Source organism: Streptomyces sp. NBC_00190 (assembly GCF_036203305.1).
GTDB lineage: Bacteria > Actinomycetota > Actinomycetes > Streptomycetales > Streptomycetaceae > Streptomyces.
Map to the genome: position 1 here is coordinate 2,865,986 of NZ_CP108131.1, position 16,088 is coordinate 2,882,073.

A 16,088-nucleotide genomic window follows, 5' to 3' on the forward strand; every position below is an offset into this window, starting at 1 on the left:
TGGTGTCCCGAGCGGGCGTCACCCGGCCCGTACGGCCGCCCGGAGGGTACGAATCCGGTCGCACGAGGCCGGATCGTTACGTCCGGCGGAGCCGTTTCGGGCGGCTTTGGCGAGCCCGCCCGTACAGGAGGCGAGCCCGCCCGTACACGAGCCGGGGCCCGGCGGATGTCCGCCGGGCCCCGGGGAGTGCCTGTCCGGTCGCGCTCACGCGCTCAGGGCGCCCGTACCGCCGACAGCAGCCGGACCACCTCGTCCGTGTCGATGCGCAGCGCGGCGCCCACGGTGGAGAGCACCTCGCGCTCCGCGGGGGTGTACGGACCGTCCGCGAGCGCGATACGGGCACCCTGCAGCAGGATCGACTCACGGCCCGGGCCCGCCAGGTGCGGGGCCAGCGGCTCCAGGGCCTCGTGGAGCTCTATCGACAGCGCGGCCCCGCAGCATTCCGGAACGTCGTACAGCCCGAGCCGCCCCTGGTCGGTGGACAGCGCCTCCACGAGGGACTCCAGCTGCTCCTCCGCGCAGTCCTGGAAGCCCGCGGCCCGTACGGCGCTCACCGCGGTCTCCAGCGCGCTGCGCGAGGCCGTCCCGCCCGCGGCGAGCACGGCCAGCGCCACGGTGTGCACCGCGTCGCGCAGCATCGCGGTGAAGCGGGTGGTGGTGAGGTGGTCCAGGACGTCGGTCTCGAAGCGCTCGCGGCAGCCCTGGCACTCGACGACGGGCCCGGCGGAGCCGCGCGGCAGCAGCGGCACGCCGACGACGGTGAACCGGCGGCGCCCGGTGCGCCTGCGGTAGTTGCGGTCTCCACCACAGGCGGGGCAGAAGAATTCCCCGTCGCCCACGGTGCTCCAGGTGGTACGGATGCCCCAGACCGTCAGCTTCCGGCCGTCCCCACCCCGAACTGGCAGCACGTCGCACCTCCGTAACTCCCCCGTGGTCCCTCGGACACGGGCGGGGCCCCACCGGCAACGTCGCCGGGTTGGCGTGATGTTAGCCACATCGATGAGGATGCGTCAGTCGTGTGACAAGACAACCTGTCGCGGGACCCGGACTTGGCCGATCTGCGCCCCCCGCGAGCGCCCCCTATGGTCTGCGGCATGAATCAGAAGTCCTGCCTGGTGACCGGTGCCGCGAGCGGGATCGGCCGGGCCACCGCCGTGCTGCTCGCCCGCTCGGGTGCCCTGGTGACCGCCGCCGACGTCAACGGCCCCGGGGTCGAGGCCCTGCGCACGGAATTGGCCGACGAGGGGCACGCCGTCACCGCGGTCGCCGGTGACGTCGCCGATCCGGAGGCCAACCGCGCGATGATCGCCGCCGCGGTCGGGGCCTACGGGCGCCTTGACGTCGCCGTGGCGAACGCCGGGGTGCTCCCCCTTTCGGATGTACGGGAGACCAGTCCTGACGACTGGGACCACGTCATGGCCGTCGACGGCCGGGGGATGTTCCTGACCTGCAAGTACGCCATCGAGGCGATGACCGCGCAGCCGCGGCCCGGCGGGGCGCTGGTCTGCGTGTCCTCGATCTCGGGGGTGGCCGGGCAGGCCCGGCAGGCGGCGTACGGGCCGGCGAAGTTCGTGGCGTCGGGGCTGACCAAGCACCTCGCGGTGGAGTGGGCGGCGCGCGGGATCCGGGTCAACGCGGTGGCCCCGGGGACCATCCGTACGGAGCGGGTGCTGGCGCTGAAGGACGAGCCGGGAGGGCCGGAGTACCTCGAGGAGATGGCGGGGGCCCACCCGATGGGCCGGCTCGGCGAGCCGGAGGAGGTCGCCCGGGTCATCGCCTTCCTGGCGTCCGACGCGGCTTCGTTCGTGACGGGCGTGGTCCTGCCGGTGGACGGCGGCTACCTGGCCCGGTGAGGCGCCGGGAAACGGCGGAACCCCGCCCCTCCGGGTGGAGGGACGGGGTTCACGTACGAGCGGGTCAGCGGCCCGCGCGGTTGACGGCGGAGATGACCGCCTTCAGGGAGGCGCGGGTGGTGTTGGCGTCGGTGCCGATGCCCCACAGGACGCGGCCGTCGATCGCGCACTCGATGTACGAGGCGGCCACGGCGGAGGCGCCCTCGCTCATGGTGTGCTCGGTGTAGTCCAGCAGGCGGGCGTCGACGCCGATGCCGGCCAGCGCGTCGAAGAAGGCCGAGATCGGGCCGTTGCCGGTGCCGGTCAGGACCGTCTCGACGCCGTCGACGACCGCCTCGACGGTCAGCGTGTCCGTGCCGTCCTTGTCGGTGGCGGTCGAGCCCGAGCGCAGCTGGATGCGTCCCCACGGGTTCTCGGGGTTGGGCAGGTACTCGTCGGAGAAGACGTCCCAGATCGCCTTCGGGGTGACCTCGCCGCCCTCGGAGTCGGTCTTGGCCTGGATGATCCGCGAGAACTCGATCTGCATGCGGCGCGGCAGGTCCAGCTTGTGGTCGTTCTTCAGGACGTACGCGATGCCGCCCTTGCCGGACTGCGAGTTGACCCGGATGACGGCCTCGTAGGAGCGGCCGACGTCCTTCGGGTCGATGGGCAGGTACGGGACGGCCCACTCGATGTCGTCGACGGTGACGCCCGGGCCCTGGGCGGCCGCGTCGGCCTCCATGGCGTCGAAGCCCTTCTTGATGGCGTCCTGGTGGGAGCCGGAGAAGGCGGTGTAGACCAGGTCGCCCGCGTAGGGGTGGCGCGGGTGGACCTCCATCTGATTGCAGTACTCGCTGGTGCGACGGATCTCGTCGATCTGCGAGAAGTCGATCTGCGGGTCGATGCCCTGGGAGAACAGGTTCATGCCCAGGGTGATCAGGTCGACGTTGCCGGTGCGCTCGCCCTGGCCGAACAGGCAGCCCTCGATGCGGTCGGCGCCGGCCATCAGGGCCAGCTCGGCGGCGGCGACGGCGGTGCCGCGGTCGTTGTGCGGGTGCACGGAGATGCAGATGTGCTCGCGGCGGGTCAGGTTGCGGGCCATCCACTCGAAGCGGTCCGCGTGCGTGGACGGCGTCGAGCGCTCCACGGTCGCGGGCAGGTTCAGGATGATCTCGCGGCCCTCGGACGGCTGCCAGACGTCGCAGACGGCCTCGCAGACCTCCAGGGCGAAGTCCAGCTCGGTGTCGGTGAAGATCTCCGGGCTGTACTGGTAGCCGAAGACGGTCTCGGGGCCCAGCAGCTTCTCGGCGTACTCCATGACCAGGCGGGTGCCGTCGACGGCGATCTGCTTGATCTGCTCCTTGGAGCCGCGGAAGACGACCCGGCGGAAGGTCGGGGCGGTCGCGTTGTACAGGTGCACGGTGGCGCGCTTGGCGCCGACCAGGGACTCCACGGTCCGCTCGATCAGGTCCTCGCGGGCCTGGGTCAGTACGGAGATGGTGACGTCGTCCGGGATCGCGCCCTCTTCGATGATGGAGCGGACGAAGGCGAAGTCTGTCTCGCCGGAGGACGGGAAGCCGACCTCGATCTCCTTGTAGCCCATGCGCACCAGCAGGTCGAACATCTCGCGCTTGCGGGCGGGGGTCATCGGGTCGATCAGCGACTGGTTGCCGTCACGCAGGTCGGTGGACAGCCAGCGGGGAGCCTTGGTGACGCGGGCGTCCGGCCAGGTGCGGTCGGGGATGTCCACCTGCTCGTACTGGCCGTACTTGTGGATGGGCATCCCGGAGGGCTTCTGGGTGTGGGTCGCGTTGGTGATGGGCGTGGGGCGACCGACAAAAGTGTGCTGACTCATGGCGTTGGGCTCCTCGCGTGTCCGCGTGTAGTTCGCTGGGACGGCCGACAACGGTCGCAAAACCGCAACACCAAACTCCGCGGGGAGGGGGTCGGCCTACGACTACAGACCCTCGCCGCGGCAGCTAAGGAGAAGCAGCCCGATACGCATGATGGGCCGAGCCTAGCCGAGCCGCGCCGTAAAGCGAGGACCTGTTTCAGTATGCAAGACCCGCCTGTCCGATTTGTACCTAATGTGAGCTACGCCTCTCCCCATCCCCCCGAGTCAGGCCGATCCGTCAACCGGGCGCCACGGATTTCAGACAAGTGAATGAATCATGGTCGCAGGTAGTGACACGACGATGACCCACTGCCACATTGCCGGGCATGGATGCCTCCCACGCTCACCACCGCCACCCCGTCTTCTGCACCGTCGTGCCGCCCCACCTGCTCGACAAGGCCGCCCGGTCCGCCGACTCGCGGCGCGCCGATCTCGCACAGCGCACGCTGGAACGCGACTCCATGCTGCGCACCCGGCGCAGGGTCACCGCCGTCCGCGGGATCGTGCCCACGCTGGGGGCGCCCGCCTCCGACGAACCGGACCGGACCATTTACGACGCCCAGCACCGCACCCGGCTGCCCGGGAAGAAGGTGCGCTCGGAGGGCGGCCCGGCGGGCAAGGACGCCACCGTCAACCGTGCGTACGCGGGGCTCGGGGCCACCTTCGAACTGTTCCTGCAGGGCTTCGGGCGGCGCTCGATCGACGACGCCGGGCTGGCGCTGGACGCGACCGTCCACTACGACGAGGACTACAACAACGCCTTCTGGGACGGGCAGCAGATGGTCTTCGGCGACGGGGACGGGGACCTCTTCCTCGACTTCACGGTGTCGGTGGACGTCATCGGGCACGAGCTGACCCACGGGGTCACCCAGTACTCGGCGAACCTGGAATACCACCAGCAGTCGGGCGCCTTGAACGAGTCGATGTCGGACGTCTTCGGCTCGCTGATCAAGCAGCACTCGCTGGAGCAGACCGCCGACCAGGCCGACTGGCTGATCGGATCCGGGCTGCTGGGACCGAACGTCACCGGGGTCGCGCTGCGGTCGATGAAGGCACCGGGGACGGCGTACGACGACGACGAGCTCGGCAAGGACCCGCAGCCGGCGACCATGGACGGCTACGTGACCACCTCGCGCGACAACGGCGGGGTCCACATCAACTCCGGCATCCCCAACCACGCCTTCTACATCGTGGCGACCGAGCTGGGCGGCAAGGCCTGGGAGCGGGCCGGCCAGATCTGGTACGACACCCTCACGGGCGGGCAGCTGGCCTCCGACGCGGACTTCGCGGACTTCGCCCGGCTGTCGACCGCCGCGGCCGTCGCCCGGTACGGGAACGGGGGCGCGGAACACCAGGCGCTCCAGAAGGCGTGGTCGGCGGTGGGCGTCCCGCTGGCGGGGTAGAAGGCCACGCATGCGGATTCAGGTGGTACGGACGGGCGGCTTCGCGGGCATCGAGCGCCGGGTCGAGGTGGACACCTCGGGACTGGAGGACGAGGCCGAGTGGCAGGCACTGGCCCAGCTCGCGCTGCGGCCAGGTCCGCCGGGGCACGCGGCGGGCCGGATCCGGGACGGGTTCTCGTACCGGATCACGGTGGACGGGCGGACGGTGTCCTGCCAGGAGCCGAACCTGTCGGACGCGCAACGGGCCCTGATCACGCGCGTCCTGAAAGAAGGTGCCTGAGACCTGCCGCTTTGCTTGGATGACCGGATGACCGACCACATGATCGATTCACTGCTGTCCGAGCTGGAGCGGTACTACGACACGGTGCCGCGGGTGGGCGGGGCGCGGGCCGAGGACTTCGGGCCGCTGACCCTGTTCGTCCAGGAGGGCGACGGCTGGCAGTACTACGCGCGGCCCGCGCTCGGCGGCCCCGGCGCGACCGCGGCGGACGTGGAGCGGGTACTGGCCCGGCAGCGGGAGCTGAACGTACCCGAGGCCTTCGAGTGGGTGGCCGAAACCAGCCCCTCGCTGCGGGCCGCGGTGGAGGCGGCGGGGCTGCATGTCCATGCACACCCGCTCATGGTCCTCGACCCGTCCGCCGTACCGGGCCCCGCGCATCCGGAGGTCCGCCTCCTCGGAGCCGACGACCCGCTGCTGACGGCGGCGGTGACGGTCCCGGCCCTGGCCTTCGCCGCTCCGGGCACGGCGATGGGCGAGGCGGGCCCCGCGGAGCTGGCGGCGGCGATGGCCGACCCCGACGCGGGGGCGCGCCGGGCGCGGGTGTCGCAGATGCTCGCGTCGGGCCGTACCGGCATGGCGGCGGCCGTGCGGGACGGCGTGGTCCTGTGCTCCGGCCAGTACAACCCGGTCGGGGACGTCGCCGAGGTGGTGGGCGTCGGCTGCCTCCCGTCCGCCCGCCGGCAGGGCCTGGCCCTCGGGGTCACGGCGGCCCTGGTCGCGCAGGCACTGGAGCGGGGCGCCCGTACGGTCTTCCTCTCCGCCGGGGACGAGGACGTGGCCCGTGTCTACGGCCGCATCGGATTCCGCCGCGTGGCGACGGCCCTGATCGCCGAGCCCCCGGCCTGAGGGCTGCCCTGACGGGTTCTGCTGGTGACGGTTTTGCCGGAACGGCAACGGTATTTGCCCGCCGGGGCGGTACCGCCGCAGCATCGGCCGTACCGGCAGACCCGTACAGGAAGAGGCCACCATGTCCCACCACCAGCACCAGGATCACGCCGCGGGCGAGGAGTTCTGGGACGCCCGTTACAGCGAGAGCGACCGCATCTGGAGCGGCCGGGCCAATGCCGTCCTGGTCCGCGAGGTCGCGGACCTCACCCCCGGCCGGGCCCTGGACCTCGGCTGCGGCGAGGGCGCCGACGCGGTGTGGCTGGCCCGGCAGGGCTGGCACGTCACCGGGACCGACATCTCCGGGGTGGCCCTGGAGCGGGCGGCCCGGCACGCCGGCGAGGCGGAGCTCACCGGCCGCGTCGAGTGGCAGCGGCACGACCTCGGCGAGTCCTTCCCCGCCGGGGAGTTCGACCTGGTCTCCGCGTGCTTCCTGCATTCGTACGGGGACTTCCCCCGCGAGCGGATCCTGCGGACGGCCGCCGCGGCCGTGGCCCCCGGCGGGATCCTGCTGATCGCGGGCCACGCGGGCGGGCCCTCGTGGGACCCGGACAAGCACGCGGAGATGGGCTTCCCGACCCCGGACGAGGTCCTGGCGCAGCTGGAACTGCCCGAGGGCGACTGGGAGGTCCTGCTCGCGGCGGAACACGTGCAGGACCTGACCGCACCCGACGGCCGTCCCGGGACCCGCCCGGACAACGCGCTGAAGGTGAGGCGGCTGCGCTAGGGCCTGGAGTCAGAAGCCCAGCTTGCGCAGCTGCTTGGGGTCCCGCTGCCAGTCCTTGGCGACCTTCACGTGGAGGTCGAGGAAGACCGGGGTCCCGAGCAGCGCCTCGATGTGCTTGCGCGACTTCATCCCGACCTCCTTCAGCCGGGCGCCCTTCGGGCCGATGATGATGCCCTTCTGGCTGGGCCGCTCGATGTACACGTTGGCGTGGATGTCGAGCAGCGGCCGGTCGGCCGGGCGGTTCTCGCGCGGGATCATCTCCTCGACGACCACGGCGATGGAGTGCGGGAGCTCGTCCCGTACGCCCTCCAGCGCGGCCTCGCGGATCAGCTCCGCGACCATGACCATCTCGGGCTCGTCGGTGAGGTCGCCCTCCGGGTACAGCGGCGGGCTCTCCGGCAGCATCGGCGCGATCAGGTCGGCCAGCAGCTGGACCTGGCTGTCGCCGACGGCCGAGACGGGCACGATCTCGGCCCACTCGAAGCCGAGCTCCGCGGCGAGCTGGTTGATGGCGAGGAGCTGCTCGGCCAGCTGCTTGGACTCGACCAGGTCGGTCTTGGTCACGATGGCGATCTTGGGGGTCTTCTTGATCCCCGCGAGTTCCTTCGCGATGAACTTGTCGCCGGGGCCGAGCTTCTGGTCGGCCGGCAGGCAGAACCCGATGACGTCGACCTCGGCCCAGGTGGACCGTACGACGTCGTTGAGGCGCTCGCCGAGCAGGGTGCGCGGCTTGTGCAGGCCGGGCGTGTCGACCAGGACGAGCTGGGCGTCGGGGCGGTGCACGATGCCGCGGACGGTGTGGCGGGTGGTCTGCGGCCGGTTGGAGGTGATCGCGACCTTGGTGCCCACGAGTGCGTTGGTGAGGGTCGACTTCCCCGCGTTGGGGCGGCCGACGAAGCAGGCGAAGCCCGCACGGTGCGGGGCGGTGGACTCGGGGGAACGATCGCTCATACGGGCCATTCTCCCCGATGCCGCTCCCAGCGCCGACCAGCCCATGGCCGCGAGGACGCCGGCGGCCGCCAGGAGGCTGCCGAGACGGGGGTGGGTGGCGTAGGCGGCACGGCTCTGAGCTGTGGTTCCGTCGGCCGTGGCCCGTACCGTCACGTCGGCCCATTCCGCCGCGGGCGGACCGTCCCAGGGGGCGCTGAGCCGGGCTTCCTGACCGGGCAGCAGTTCGCCGGGCAGTCCGGTGAGGCCGCGGGCGAGCAGCGGCCGGCCGAGGGCTCCGGTGGCGGTGAGGGCGGCCCGGGGGCGCAGCGTGACGTTGCCGAGGTTGTGGAGCGTGTACGAGACCTCCGCGCCGGCGCCGTGACGCCGGACGGAGACGTCCCGGACGGCGAGGGCCGGGGCGGTGGGGCCGGTCACGCGCAGGTACAGGCGGGCGGCGACGGCCTGCTGCACGCCGATCCCCCGGGCCGTGGTGGCGGCGGGCCGGTCCTCCAGGGCCACGATGGCGCCGGGGTGGTCGCCCGGTTCCGCCCGTTCGGGGACGGCGAGGGTGAAGGCGACGCTGACGGACCCCCCGGCCGGTACGGTGACCCGCTCCCGGTCGAGCGTGACCCAGGCGGCCGTGGCCAGGCGCGGCTCGTCGGGGCCGCGGAGCGCGAAGCCGCCGTCCCGGGCGGTGTTGTAGGCGTCGGCGGCGTAGAGCCGGAAGGTACGGGGCCGGTCGGAGCGGTTGGTGACGGTCACGGTGTCGGCGGCCGACCGGCCGGGTGCGGCGGCGAGGTAGAAGTAGGGCCGCTGACCGACGGCGTTGGCGGCGGGCAGCACGGACCACTGGCCGTTGTCGGCGCCCGCGGCCGTCCCGGCGGGCCCGAGCAGCAGCACGGCGGCGAGCAGTGCGGTGAGCACGGCGGCGGGGACGGCCCCGCGCGACGGCACCCGGCCCGTCGTCACGACAGGGTCAGCGTCAGGACCGCCGTGTACGCGCCCGGCGGGGTGTACGGGGGCACGTGGAGGGTGACCGCGGCGTCGACCGTGAAGGTGCCGCCGACCAGGGGGCCGTCGGGCGTGGAGGCCAGGACCGCGCCGTCCGGGCCGACCGTGCCCGCGCTGCCCGCGGTGCACGGGCTGGGGCTGCCCGCCGCGGCGGCGCACGTCGGGGTCCAGGAGAGGGAGCCGCCCGGGATGCGCAGACCGCCGGGCCCGGTGAAGTCGGTGACCTTGCCGATCAGGGACCAGCCGGCCGGGCCGCCGCGGGCGTCCTTGACGGTGACGGTGCCGATCCGGCCGGGGGCACCGCCGCCGTCGCCGTAGGGCACCGCGCCCAGGGTGATGGCCTCGCCCGCCTGGGTCATGGCGAGGGTGCCGGGCTCGACGGTGGCGGTGATCTCCTGGGTGCCGGGCGGCGGCGGAGTGACCCCGATGACGGTGTACGCCGCCGGACCCGAGCCCAGCCGCGCGGACCAGGCCGTCCCCTCGTAGGCGACGACCGCGGTGGTGGCCTTGTCGGTGACCGGCAGCTCGGCCAGGGCCACCCCGAGCTCGTCGGCGGTGGCGACGGCCCGGTCGGCGGTCTCGGCGGCGCCCGCGCGCCCGGCCACCGTCACGGTCGCACCCGGGGTGAAACCGGCGGCGGTGACCTTGAGCCGGGCTCCCGGAGCGCCGGCGGGCGCGGCGAGGAAGACGCTGCGCAGGTTGGCCGTGGGCAGCGGCGTCGCGGTGAGGCGTACGGAGACGGGGGCCTCGGCGGCCGTGCACACGGTGTCGAGGTCCACCGGGTGGCTGGTGTGCAGGGTGTAGCCGCCGGGGGCCAGGGTGATCTCGCCGGGCGCGGTGACGGTGAAGGTGCCGGTCATGGTGAGGGCGGGCAGGGCCGCGCCGGGGTTGGCGGGGCTGGCGGGCGCGGCGGGGACGTCGCGCCGGCCGCCGACCACGGTGACCTCGCCGCTCTGGGCGCCCGCCAGCAGGACCCGGCCCGTCGGGGTCGGCGCGTCGGCGGGGAGTCCGGCGGCGGCCGGGCTCCGGTCCGGGTCCGCCACGGCCGGGGTGGCGATCACCTGGTAGGTCACGGTGACGGTGTCGCCGACCTGTGGAGCCGGGTTGTCGACGGTGATCCGGGCGGTGGTCGGCCCGTCGGCGGGCGGGAGTCCGGCTTCCTGGGGCGGAAGGCAGTGGGTCGGGAAGTTCACCTGGCCCGGGGGCGTTTCGTCGACGGCGGCGGCGGGTGCGCTCAGCGCTCCCCCGGCCGCTGCCGCGAGCGCGGCCATGCCGACGGCTGCCGACCATCTCCTGCTCCTGCTGCGCGCGCCTGTTCGCACTGCCCGCCCCCTGCGTTCCGTCGCCCCGACAGGGGGCCATTCACGAGCGGGCGGCAGGAGAAGTCAATGCACGGACCCGGCATCAACTGATGGCCCATCAGGAGATGGCGGCGTGCTGGTGCAGGCGGCCGCGCGGAAGGTGCGCCGGTAGGCCGTCGGGCTCACCCCCAGCGCCGCCTGCACGTGCTTGCGCAGCGACTGCGCCGTCCCGAAGCCCGCCTCCCGCGCCACCTGCTCCATCGGCAGCTCCGTCTCCTCCAGCAGCCGCCGGGCCCGCTCCACCCGCTGCCCCACGATCCACTGGCCCGGGCTGACTCCCGACTCCTCCCGGAAGCGGCGCGTGAAGGTCCGTACGGACATGGCCTCCTTCCGGGCCAGGTCGGTGAGGCGCAGCGGTTCGTGCAGCCGGTCCATCACCCACGCGCGGGCGGCCGTGGTGCTGGCCAGCTGCGGCTGCGGCACCGGGCGCTCGATGAACTGCGCCTGCCCGCCGTCCCGGTGGGGCGGTACGACGGTCCGCCGGGCCACGTCGTTCGCGACGGCAGCGCCGTGGTCACGGCGCACGATGTACAGGCACAGGTCGATCCCGGCGGCGACGCCGGCAGAGGTCAGCACGTCCCCGTCGTCGGTGTAGAGCACGCCCGCATCGACCCGGACGGCCGGGAAGAGGCGCTGGAAGTGGTCGGCGGAGGCCCAGTGGGTGGTGGCCCGGCGGCCGTCCAGGTAGCCCGCGGCGGCCAGGACGTAGCCGCCGGTGCAGATGGAGACGAGCCGGGTGCCGGGCCGGATGTACGCGAGGGCCGCGGCGAGTTCACCGGTCAGCCGGCCGTGCTCGTGGACCGGCCCCAGCTCGTAGGAGGCCGGCACTACCACGGTGTCGGCGGTGGCCAGCAGCTCCGGGCCGTGCTCGACCTGGATCGCGAAGTCGGCGTCCGTGCGCACCGGTCCGGGGGCGAGGCCGCAGGTCAGGATCTCGTAGAGCGGCCGCCCGGCCGGATCCTTCGCACGCCCGAAGATCCTGTGCGGGATGCCGAGCTCGAAGGGCAGCAGCCCGGCGAGGGCGAGGACGACGACGCGGTGGGTCCGGGGTTGCGGCTCCATGGCCCGATCATATCGAAGCATGACAGCCGGGCCACTGTCGTCAGGGGTACGGCGGGCCGGAAGCTGTCGGCGTGACGCAGACAGCCCCTACCTCCACGGCCTCCACGGCCCCCCTGCAGGCCCCGCCGCAGCCCGGACGCATCCACCGCGCCTGGTTCGTCGCGGCGGTCTCCTTCGTGACGATCATCGGCGCCGCGGGCTTCGCCTCCCTCCCCGGACTGCTCATCGAGCCGCTGCACGAGGAGTTCGACTGGTCGCGCGGCACGATCGGCCTCGCCGTCTCCGTGAACCTCGCGCTGTACGGGCTGACCGCGCCGTTCGCGGCCGCCCTGATGGACCGATTCGGCATCCGCAAGGTCGTCGCGTGCGCGCTGACGGTCATCGCGGGCGGCTCGGCCGCCACCGTGTGGATGACCGCCTCATGGCAGCTGGTGCTGTTCTGGGGCGTGCTGGTGGGTCTGGGCAGCGGCTCGATGGCCATGGCCTTCGCGGCGACGGTGACCAACCGGTGGTTCACGGCGCGGCGCGGCCTGGTCACCGGGATCCTGACGGCGGCCGGGGCCTCCGGGCAGCTGGTCTTCCTTCCGCTGCTGTCCTGGCTGGTGGAGCACCACGGCTGGCGCCCGGCGACGGTGACCGTCTCCCTCACCGCCCTGTGCGTGGTCCCGTTCGTGTGGCTGCTGTTGCGCGACCACCCGGCGGACGTAGACCTGGCTCCGTACGGGGGCACGTACGCGCAGAAGCCCGCCCCGGTGCCGGGAGCCGCGCGCCGGGCGGTCACCGTCCTGGTCAAGGCAGCCCGGACCGGCCCCTTCTGGCTGCTCGCGGGTACCTTCGCGATCTGCGGCGCCTCCACGAACGGCCTGGTCAGGACCCACTTCGTACCGGCGGCCCACGACCACGGCATGCCGGTGACGGCGGCGGCCGGACTGCTGGCGGTGATCGGCGTGTTCGACGTGGTCGGCACGGTGGCGTCCGGCTGGTTCACGGACCGTTTCGAGGCGCGCCGGCTCCTGGCGGTCTACTACGCCCTGCGCGGGGTCTCGCTGCTCTTCCTGCCGATGCTGCTGGCCCCGTCGGTCCACCCGCCGATGGTCTTCTTCATCGTCTTCTACGGTCTGGACTGGGTCGCGACCGTCCCGCCGACCATCGCCCTGTGCCGTGAGCAGTACGGGGACGACAGCGCGATCGTCTTCGGCTGGGTGCTGGCCTCGCACCAGGTGGGGGCGGCGGTCGTGGCCTTCCTGGGCGGCCTGGCGCGGGACGTCTTCGGCTCGTACGACGTCGTCTGGTACGCCTCGGGCGCGCTGTGCGCGATGGCCGCGCTGATGGCGATGGTGATCCGCCGCCGCACAAATGATCCACTCACCGTGTGAATCCACTGACGCAGCGCGCCTTCGAGGCGATCGGCCGGTTCAACGCCGCCCACCCCTGGGACCACAACGCCCACTACCACCGCTGGATCCTGCGGCAGCTGCCCGGTCGGTTCGGCCGGGCGCTGGACGTCGGCTCGGGCAGCGGCGACCTGGCCAGGCTCCTGGCCACCCGGGCCGGGGCGGTGCACGCGGTCGACGCCGATGCGGCGATCGTCGCCCGGGCGCGGGAACTGACCGCTCCGGGCGTCCCGGTGGCGTTCGCCGTGGGGGACGCGCTGACGGACGTGCCGCCGGGTCCGTACGACGTCGTCACCTGCGTCGCCACGATCCACCATCTGCCGTTCGGCGATGCCCTGCGCCACTTCCGCCGGCACCTGGCCCCGGGCGGAACCCTGGTGGTCGTCGGTCTCGCGCGGGCGCAGACCCCGGGCGACCACCTGCTCGGCGCCGCCGCGATTCCGCTGAACGCCGCCCTGGGGTGGATCAAGAACAAGGGCCGTACGGCTCCCCGGCCGCCCTCGATGACGGCCCCGACGCGCCCGGCGGACATGGGGTTCCGGGCCGTCGTCAGCGAGACCGAGGCCGTGCTGCCGGGCGCGCGGCTGCGCCGGAGGCTGTTCTGGCGGTACACGCTGGTCTGGCGCGAAGGCTGACAGGAGGGCGGGCACACGGCCGGTACGAAGTCCTGCACGCCGGCCGGTACGCAGGCGGGCACGCGGGCCGGGGCGAAGGCCCGCGCCGCCTCCGGATCAGCCGCCCGCCGGGGTGGCGGACCTGAGGGTGCCGTCCGGGGCGGCCAGGAGGACCGGGGTGGCCGGGCCACCGAGGTCGCGGACCGCCGCGCGGTCGGCGTCGGCCACCGACTCCGCCGAGCTGACCACGGCCGCCGCCTCCAGGGACTCGGCCCCGCTCGCCACCGCCATCGCGACCGCGGTCTGCAGCGCGCTCAGCTTCAGGGAGTCGAGCTCCACCGTCCCGGCGACGTAGGTGCGGCCCGTCTCGTCCCGCACCGCCGCCCCCTCGGGCACGCCGTTGCGGGCCCGGGCGCTGCGTGCCAGGGTGATGATCTTGCTGTCCTCGGGGTCGATCCCGGTGCTGTCGGTCATGGTCGAAAGCATAGGGAGCGTCCCGGCGGGGCCGTGCAACGCCCCCGCCGGGACTGGCCGGTCACGGCCGGTCGAGCCGCAGCCGTTCCGCCTTCGGCAGGCCCGCGACCACCAGGTCGTACGAGTCCTCCACCAACTCCCGGACCATCTCGTCCGGCAGCGCGCCCGGCCCGCCCGCGGTCACCGTGTTCCAGTGCCGCTTGTTCATGTGATAGCCCGGCACGACCGCCGCGTGCTCCTCGCGCAGCCGCACCGCCAGTTCCGGCTCGCACTTGAGGTTCACCTTCAGCGGCTCGGCGTCCAGCGACGTGAGCGCGAACACCTTGCCCAGCACCTTGAACACCGAGGTCTCCGGGGTGAAGGGGAACTCCTCCACCGCCGCGTTGAAACTCAGGCAGAACTCCCGCAGCTGCGCCGGGGTCATTCCCCCTCCTCCCCCGCGGCGTCGGCCGCGGCCACCGGTTCCACCAACACCGTCACGATCTTGTTCCGCCGCCCGGCCGGGGACTCGGCCGTCAGCCGCAGCGGCCGCCCGTCCGGCAGCTCCACCAGGGCCGAGGCGCCCGCGATCGGCACCCGGCCCAGCGCCTTCGCCAGCAGTCCGCCGACCGTCTCCACGTCCTCGTCGTCGAACGCCTCGACCTTGAACAGCTCACCGAGGTCGGTGATGTCCAGGCGGGCCGTGACCCGGTAGCGGTCCTCACCGAGGTCCTCGACCGGCGGGAGCTCCCGGTCGTACTCGTCGGTGATCTCGCCGACGATCTCCTCCAGGATGTCCTCGATCGTGACGATGCCGGCGGTGCCGCCGTACTCGTCGATGACCACGGCCACGTGGTTGCGCACCTGCTGCATCTCGCGCAGCAGATCGCCCGCGTTCTTGGTGTCCGGCACGAAGACCGCCGACCGCATGACCGTGGAGACCAGGTCGGACTCGGCCTCCCGGCTGATGTGGGTCTTGCGGACGAGGTCCTTCAGGTAGACGATCCCGACTATGTCGTCCTCGTTCTCCCCGGTCACAGGGATGCGCGAGAAGCCCGACCGCAGTGCGAGGGTGGTCGCCTGACGGACCGTCTTGTACCGCTCGATGCAGACCAGGTCGGTGCGCGGCACCATCACCTCGCGCACCAGGGTGTCGCCGAGCTCGAAGACCTGGTGCACCATCCGGCGCTCGTCGTCCTCGATCAGCGATTCCTTCTCCGCGAGGTCCACCATCGCGCGCAGCTCGGCCTCGGAGGCGAACGGCCCCTTGCGGAAGCCCTTGCCGGGCGTGAGCGCGTTGCCGATGAGGATCAGCAGCTGCGGGATCGGGCCCATCACCCGGGCGAGCGGCACGAGGACGTACGCGGCCGCCGTCGCGGTGTTCAGGGGGTGCTGGCGGCCGATCGTACGCGGGGACACCCCGACGGCGACGAAGGAGACCAGCACCATCACGGCGATGGCCACGAGCAGCGCGGTCCAGGTATCGCCGAACTCGTCGAGGCAGACGTAAGTCACGAGGACCCCCGCCGCCATCTCGCAGGTGACCCGGACCAGCAGCGCCACATTGAGGTAGCGGGTGGGGTCGCCGGCCACCTGGGCGAGCTTCTCGCTGCCGCGCCTGCCCTCCCGTACGGCCTGCTCGGCGCGGAAGCTGGAGATGCGGGCGATCCCGGACTCGGCGCACGCCGCGAACCAGGCCACCACCACCAGCAGGACCGCGCCGGTGATCAGCTGGGGGGCGTTCACGAGACGGTGGGCGCCGGGGACGGGCCCGTCATGCCGCGCTCACCGCGCCAGCCGTCGACGATGGCCGCCTGCAGGCCGAACATCTCGGCCTTCTCGTCCGGCTCCTCGTGGTCGTAACCGAGCAGGTGCAGCACCCCGTGGACGGTCAGGAGCTGGAGCTCCTCGTCCATGGAGTGCTGCGTCGGGGCTTCCTCGCCCTGCTTCTTGGCGACCTCGGGGCAGAGCACGATGTCACCGAGGAGCCCCTGCGGGGGCTCCTCGTCGTCCTTCGCCGGCGGACGGAGCTCGTCCATCGGGAAGGACATGACGTCGGTGGGTCCGGGCAGGTCCATCCACTGGATGTGGAGCTGCTCCATCGCGTCCTCGTCGATGACGATGACGGAGAGCTCGGAGAGCGGGTGGATCCGCATCCGGGTGAGCGCGTAGCGGGCGATGTCGAGGATCGCCCGCTCGTCGACCTCGGTTCCGGACTCGTTGTTGACGTCGATCGACATGG

The 16,088-nt window shown here is 72.8% G+C and carries 16 protein-coding genes and 1 pseudogene; 7 read left to right on the top strand and 10 right to left on the bottom strand.

The genetic code is table 11. The features are described 5' to 3' along the window. Positions 1-212: 212 nt before the first annotated feature. A complete protein-coding gene (locus OG429_RS13965) occupies positions 213-908 on the bottom strand; it encodes a TerB family tellurite resistance protein (RefSeq protein WP_328925652.1) in 696 nt (231 codons plus the stop codon). Positions 909-1,094: 186 nt separating this feature from the next. Here OG429_RS13965 and OG429_RS13970 point away from each other — a divergent pair, with 186 nt between their 5' ends. Further along, positions 1,095-1,853: an SDR family NAD(P)-dependent oxidoreductase gene (locus OG429_RS13970; RefSeq protein ID WP_328925653.1), complete on the top strand. Its 759-nt coding sequence runs from the start codon at positions 1,095-1,097 to the stop codon at positions 1,851-1,853. Positions 1,854-1,917: 64 nt separating this feature from the next. Here the strand turns inward: OG429_RS13970 and leuA are convergent, their stop codons facing one another. Continuing rightward, the gene (gene leuA / locus OG429_RS13975) at positions 1,918-3,687 is read right to left on the bottom strand and encodes a 2-isopropylmalate synthase (protein ID WP_328925654.1); all 1,770 of its coding nucleotides are present in this window, start codon (positions 3,685-3,687) and stop codon (positions 1,918-1,920) included. A gap of 365 nt (positions 3,688-4,052) precedes the next feature. Between leuA and OG429_RS13980 the strand changes: the two genes are divergently transcribed. The 4 genes from OG429_RS13980 to OG429_RS13995 all read left to right on the top strand — a co-directional run bounded on the left by OG429_RS13980 (position 4,053) and on the right by OG429_RS13995 (position 7,021). Continuing rightward, positions 4,053-5,129, top strand: a complete 1,077-nt coding sequence (locus OG429_RS13980; protein WP_328925655.1) for a M4 family metallopeptidase — start codon at positions 4,053-4,055, stop codon at positions 5,127-5,129. 10 nt (positions 5,130-5,139) lie between these two features. After that, positions 5,140-5,409, top strand: coding sequence for a protealysin inhibitor emfourin (locus tag OG429_RS13985; RefSeq protein ID WP_328925656.1), 270 nt, complete (start codon positions 5,140-5,142; stop codon positions 5,407-5,409). A 27-nt stretch (positions 5,410-5,436) separates the two neighbouring features. Beyond that, positions 5,437-6,255: a GNAT family N-acetyltransferase gene (locus OG429_RS13990; RefSeq protein ID WP_328925657.1), complete on the top strand. Its 819-nt coding sequence runs from the start codon at positions 5,437-5,439 to the stop codon at positions 6,253-6,255. A 121-nt stretch (positions 6,256-6,376) separates the two neighbouring features. Continuing rightward, the gene (locus OG429_RS13995) at positions 6,377-7,021 is read left to right on the top strand and encodes a class I SAM-dependent methyltransferase (RefSeq protein WP_328925658.1); all 645 of its coding nucleotides are present in this window, start codon (positions 6,377-6,379) and stop codon (positions 7,019-7,021) included. A gap of 9 nt (positions 7,022-7,030) precedes the next feature. Here the strand turns inward: OG429_RS13995 and era are convergent, their stop codons facing one another. The 4 genes and pseudogenes from era to OG429_RS14015 form a co-directional block, all read right to left on the bottom strand. Then, positions 7,031-7,981 carry a GTPase Era gene (gene era / locus OG429_RS14000; RefSeq protein WP_405681424.1) on the bottom strand — a complete coding sequence of 317 codons (951 nt, stop codon included), beginning with the start codon at positions 7,979-7,981 and terminating at the stop codon, positions 7,031-7,033. Between the two features lie 501 nt (positions 7,982-8,482). Continuing rightward, positions 8,483-8,920 (bottom strand): annotated as a pseudogene (locus OG429_RS14005) (WxL protein peptidoglycan domain-containing protein); the annotation flags it as partial. Beyond that, a complete protein-coding gene (locus OG429_RS14010; RefSeq protein WP_328930265.1) occupies positions 8,917-10,233 on the bottom strand; it encodes a beta-xylosidase in 1,317 nt (438 codons plus the stop codon). The gene OG429_RS14010 and the pseudogene OG429_RS14005, both read right to left, overlap by 4 nt. A gap of 114 nt (positions 10,234-10,347) precedes the next feature. Continuing rightward, a complete protein-coding gene (locus OG429_RS14015) occupies positions 10,348-11,385 on the bottom strand; it encodes a GlxA family transcriptional regulator (RefSeq protein ID WP_328925659.1) in 1,038 nt (345 codons plus the stop codon). Positions 11,386-11,456: 71 nt separating this feature from the next. On the opposite strand from OG429_RS14015, the gene OG429_RS14020 reads away from it, so the two are divergent. Together OG429_RS14020 and OG429_RS14025 are read left to right on the top strand one after the other, a co-directional pair. Continuing rightward, positions 11,457-12,761, top strand: a complete 1,305-nt coding sequence (locus tag OG429_RS14020; protein WP_328925660.1) for an MFS transporter — start codon at positions 11,457-11,459, stop codon at positions 12,759-12,761. Beyond that, a complete protein-coding gene (locus OG429_RS14025; RefSeq protein ID WP_328925661.1) occupies positions 12,758-13,414 on the top strand; it encodes a class I SAM-dependent methyltransferase in 657 nt (218 codons plus the stop codon). The genes OG429_RS14020 and OG429_RS14025 overlap by 4 nt, the downstream gene beginning before the upstream one ends. Before the next feature lie 96 nt (positions 13,415-13,510). On the opposite strand, the gene OG429_RS14030 is transcribed toward OG429_RS14025, so the two are convergent. The 4 genes from OG429_RS14030 to ybeY form a co-directional block, all read right to left on the bottom strand. Next, positions 13,511-13,867, bottom strand: coding sequence for a cytidine deaminase (locus OG429_RS14030; RefSeq protein WP_405679966.1), 357 nt, complete (start codon positions 13,865-13,867; stop codon positions 13,511-13,513). 61 nt (positions 13,868-13,928) lie between these two features. Beyond that, the gene (locus OG429_RS14035) at positions 13,929-14,291 is read right to left on the bottom strand and encodes an MmcQ/YjbR family DNA-binding protein (protein WP_328925663.1); all 363 of its coding nucleotides are present in this window, start codon (positions 14,289-14,291) and stop codon (positions 13,929-13,931) included. Further along, positions 14,288-15,592, bottom strand: coding sequence for a hemolysin family protein (locus tag OG429_RS14040; RefSeq protein ID WP_328925664.1), 1,305 nt, complete (start codon positions 15,590-15,592; stop codon positions 14,288-14,290). Before OG429_RS14040 ends, OG429_RS14035 begins: the two co-directional genes overlap by 4 nt. Continuing rightward, the gene (gene ybeY / locus OG429_RS14045) at positions 15,589-16,086 is read right to left on the bottom strand and encodes an rRNA maturation RNase YbeY (protein ID WP_053689049.1); all 498 of its coding nucleotides are present in this window, start codon (positions 16,084-16,086) and stop codon (positions 15,589-15,591) included. Before ybeY ends, OG429_RS14040 begins: the two co-directional genes overlap by 4 nt. Positions 16,087-16,088: the final 2 nt, after the last annotated feature.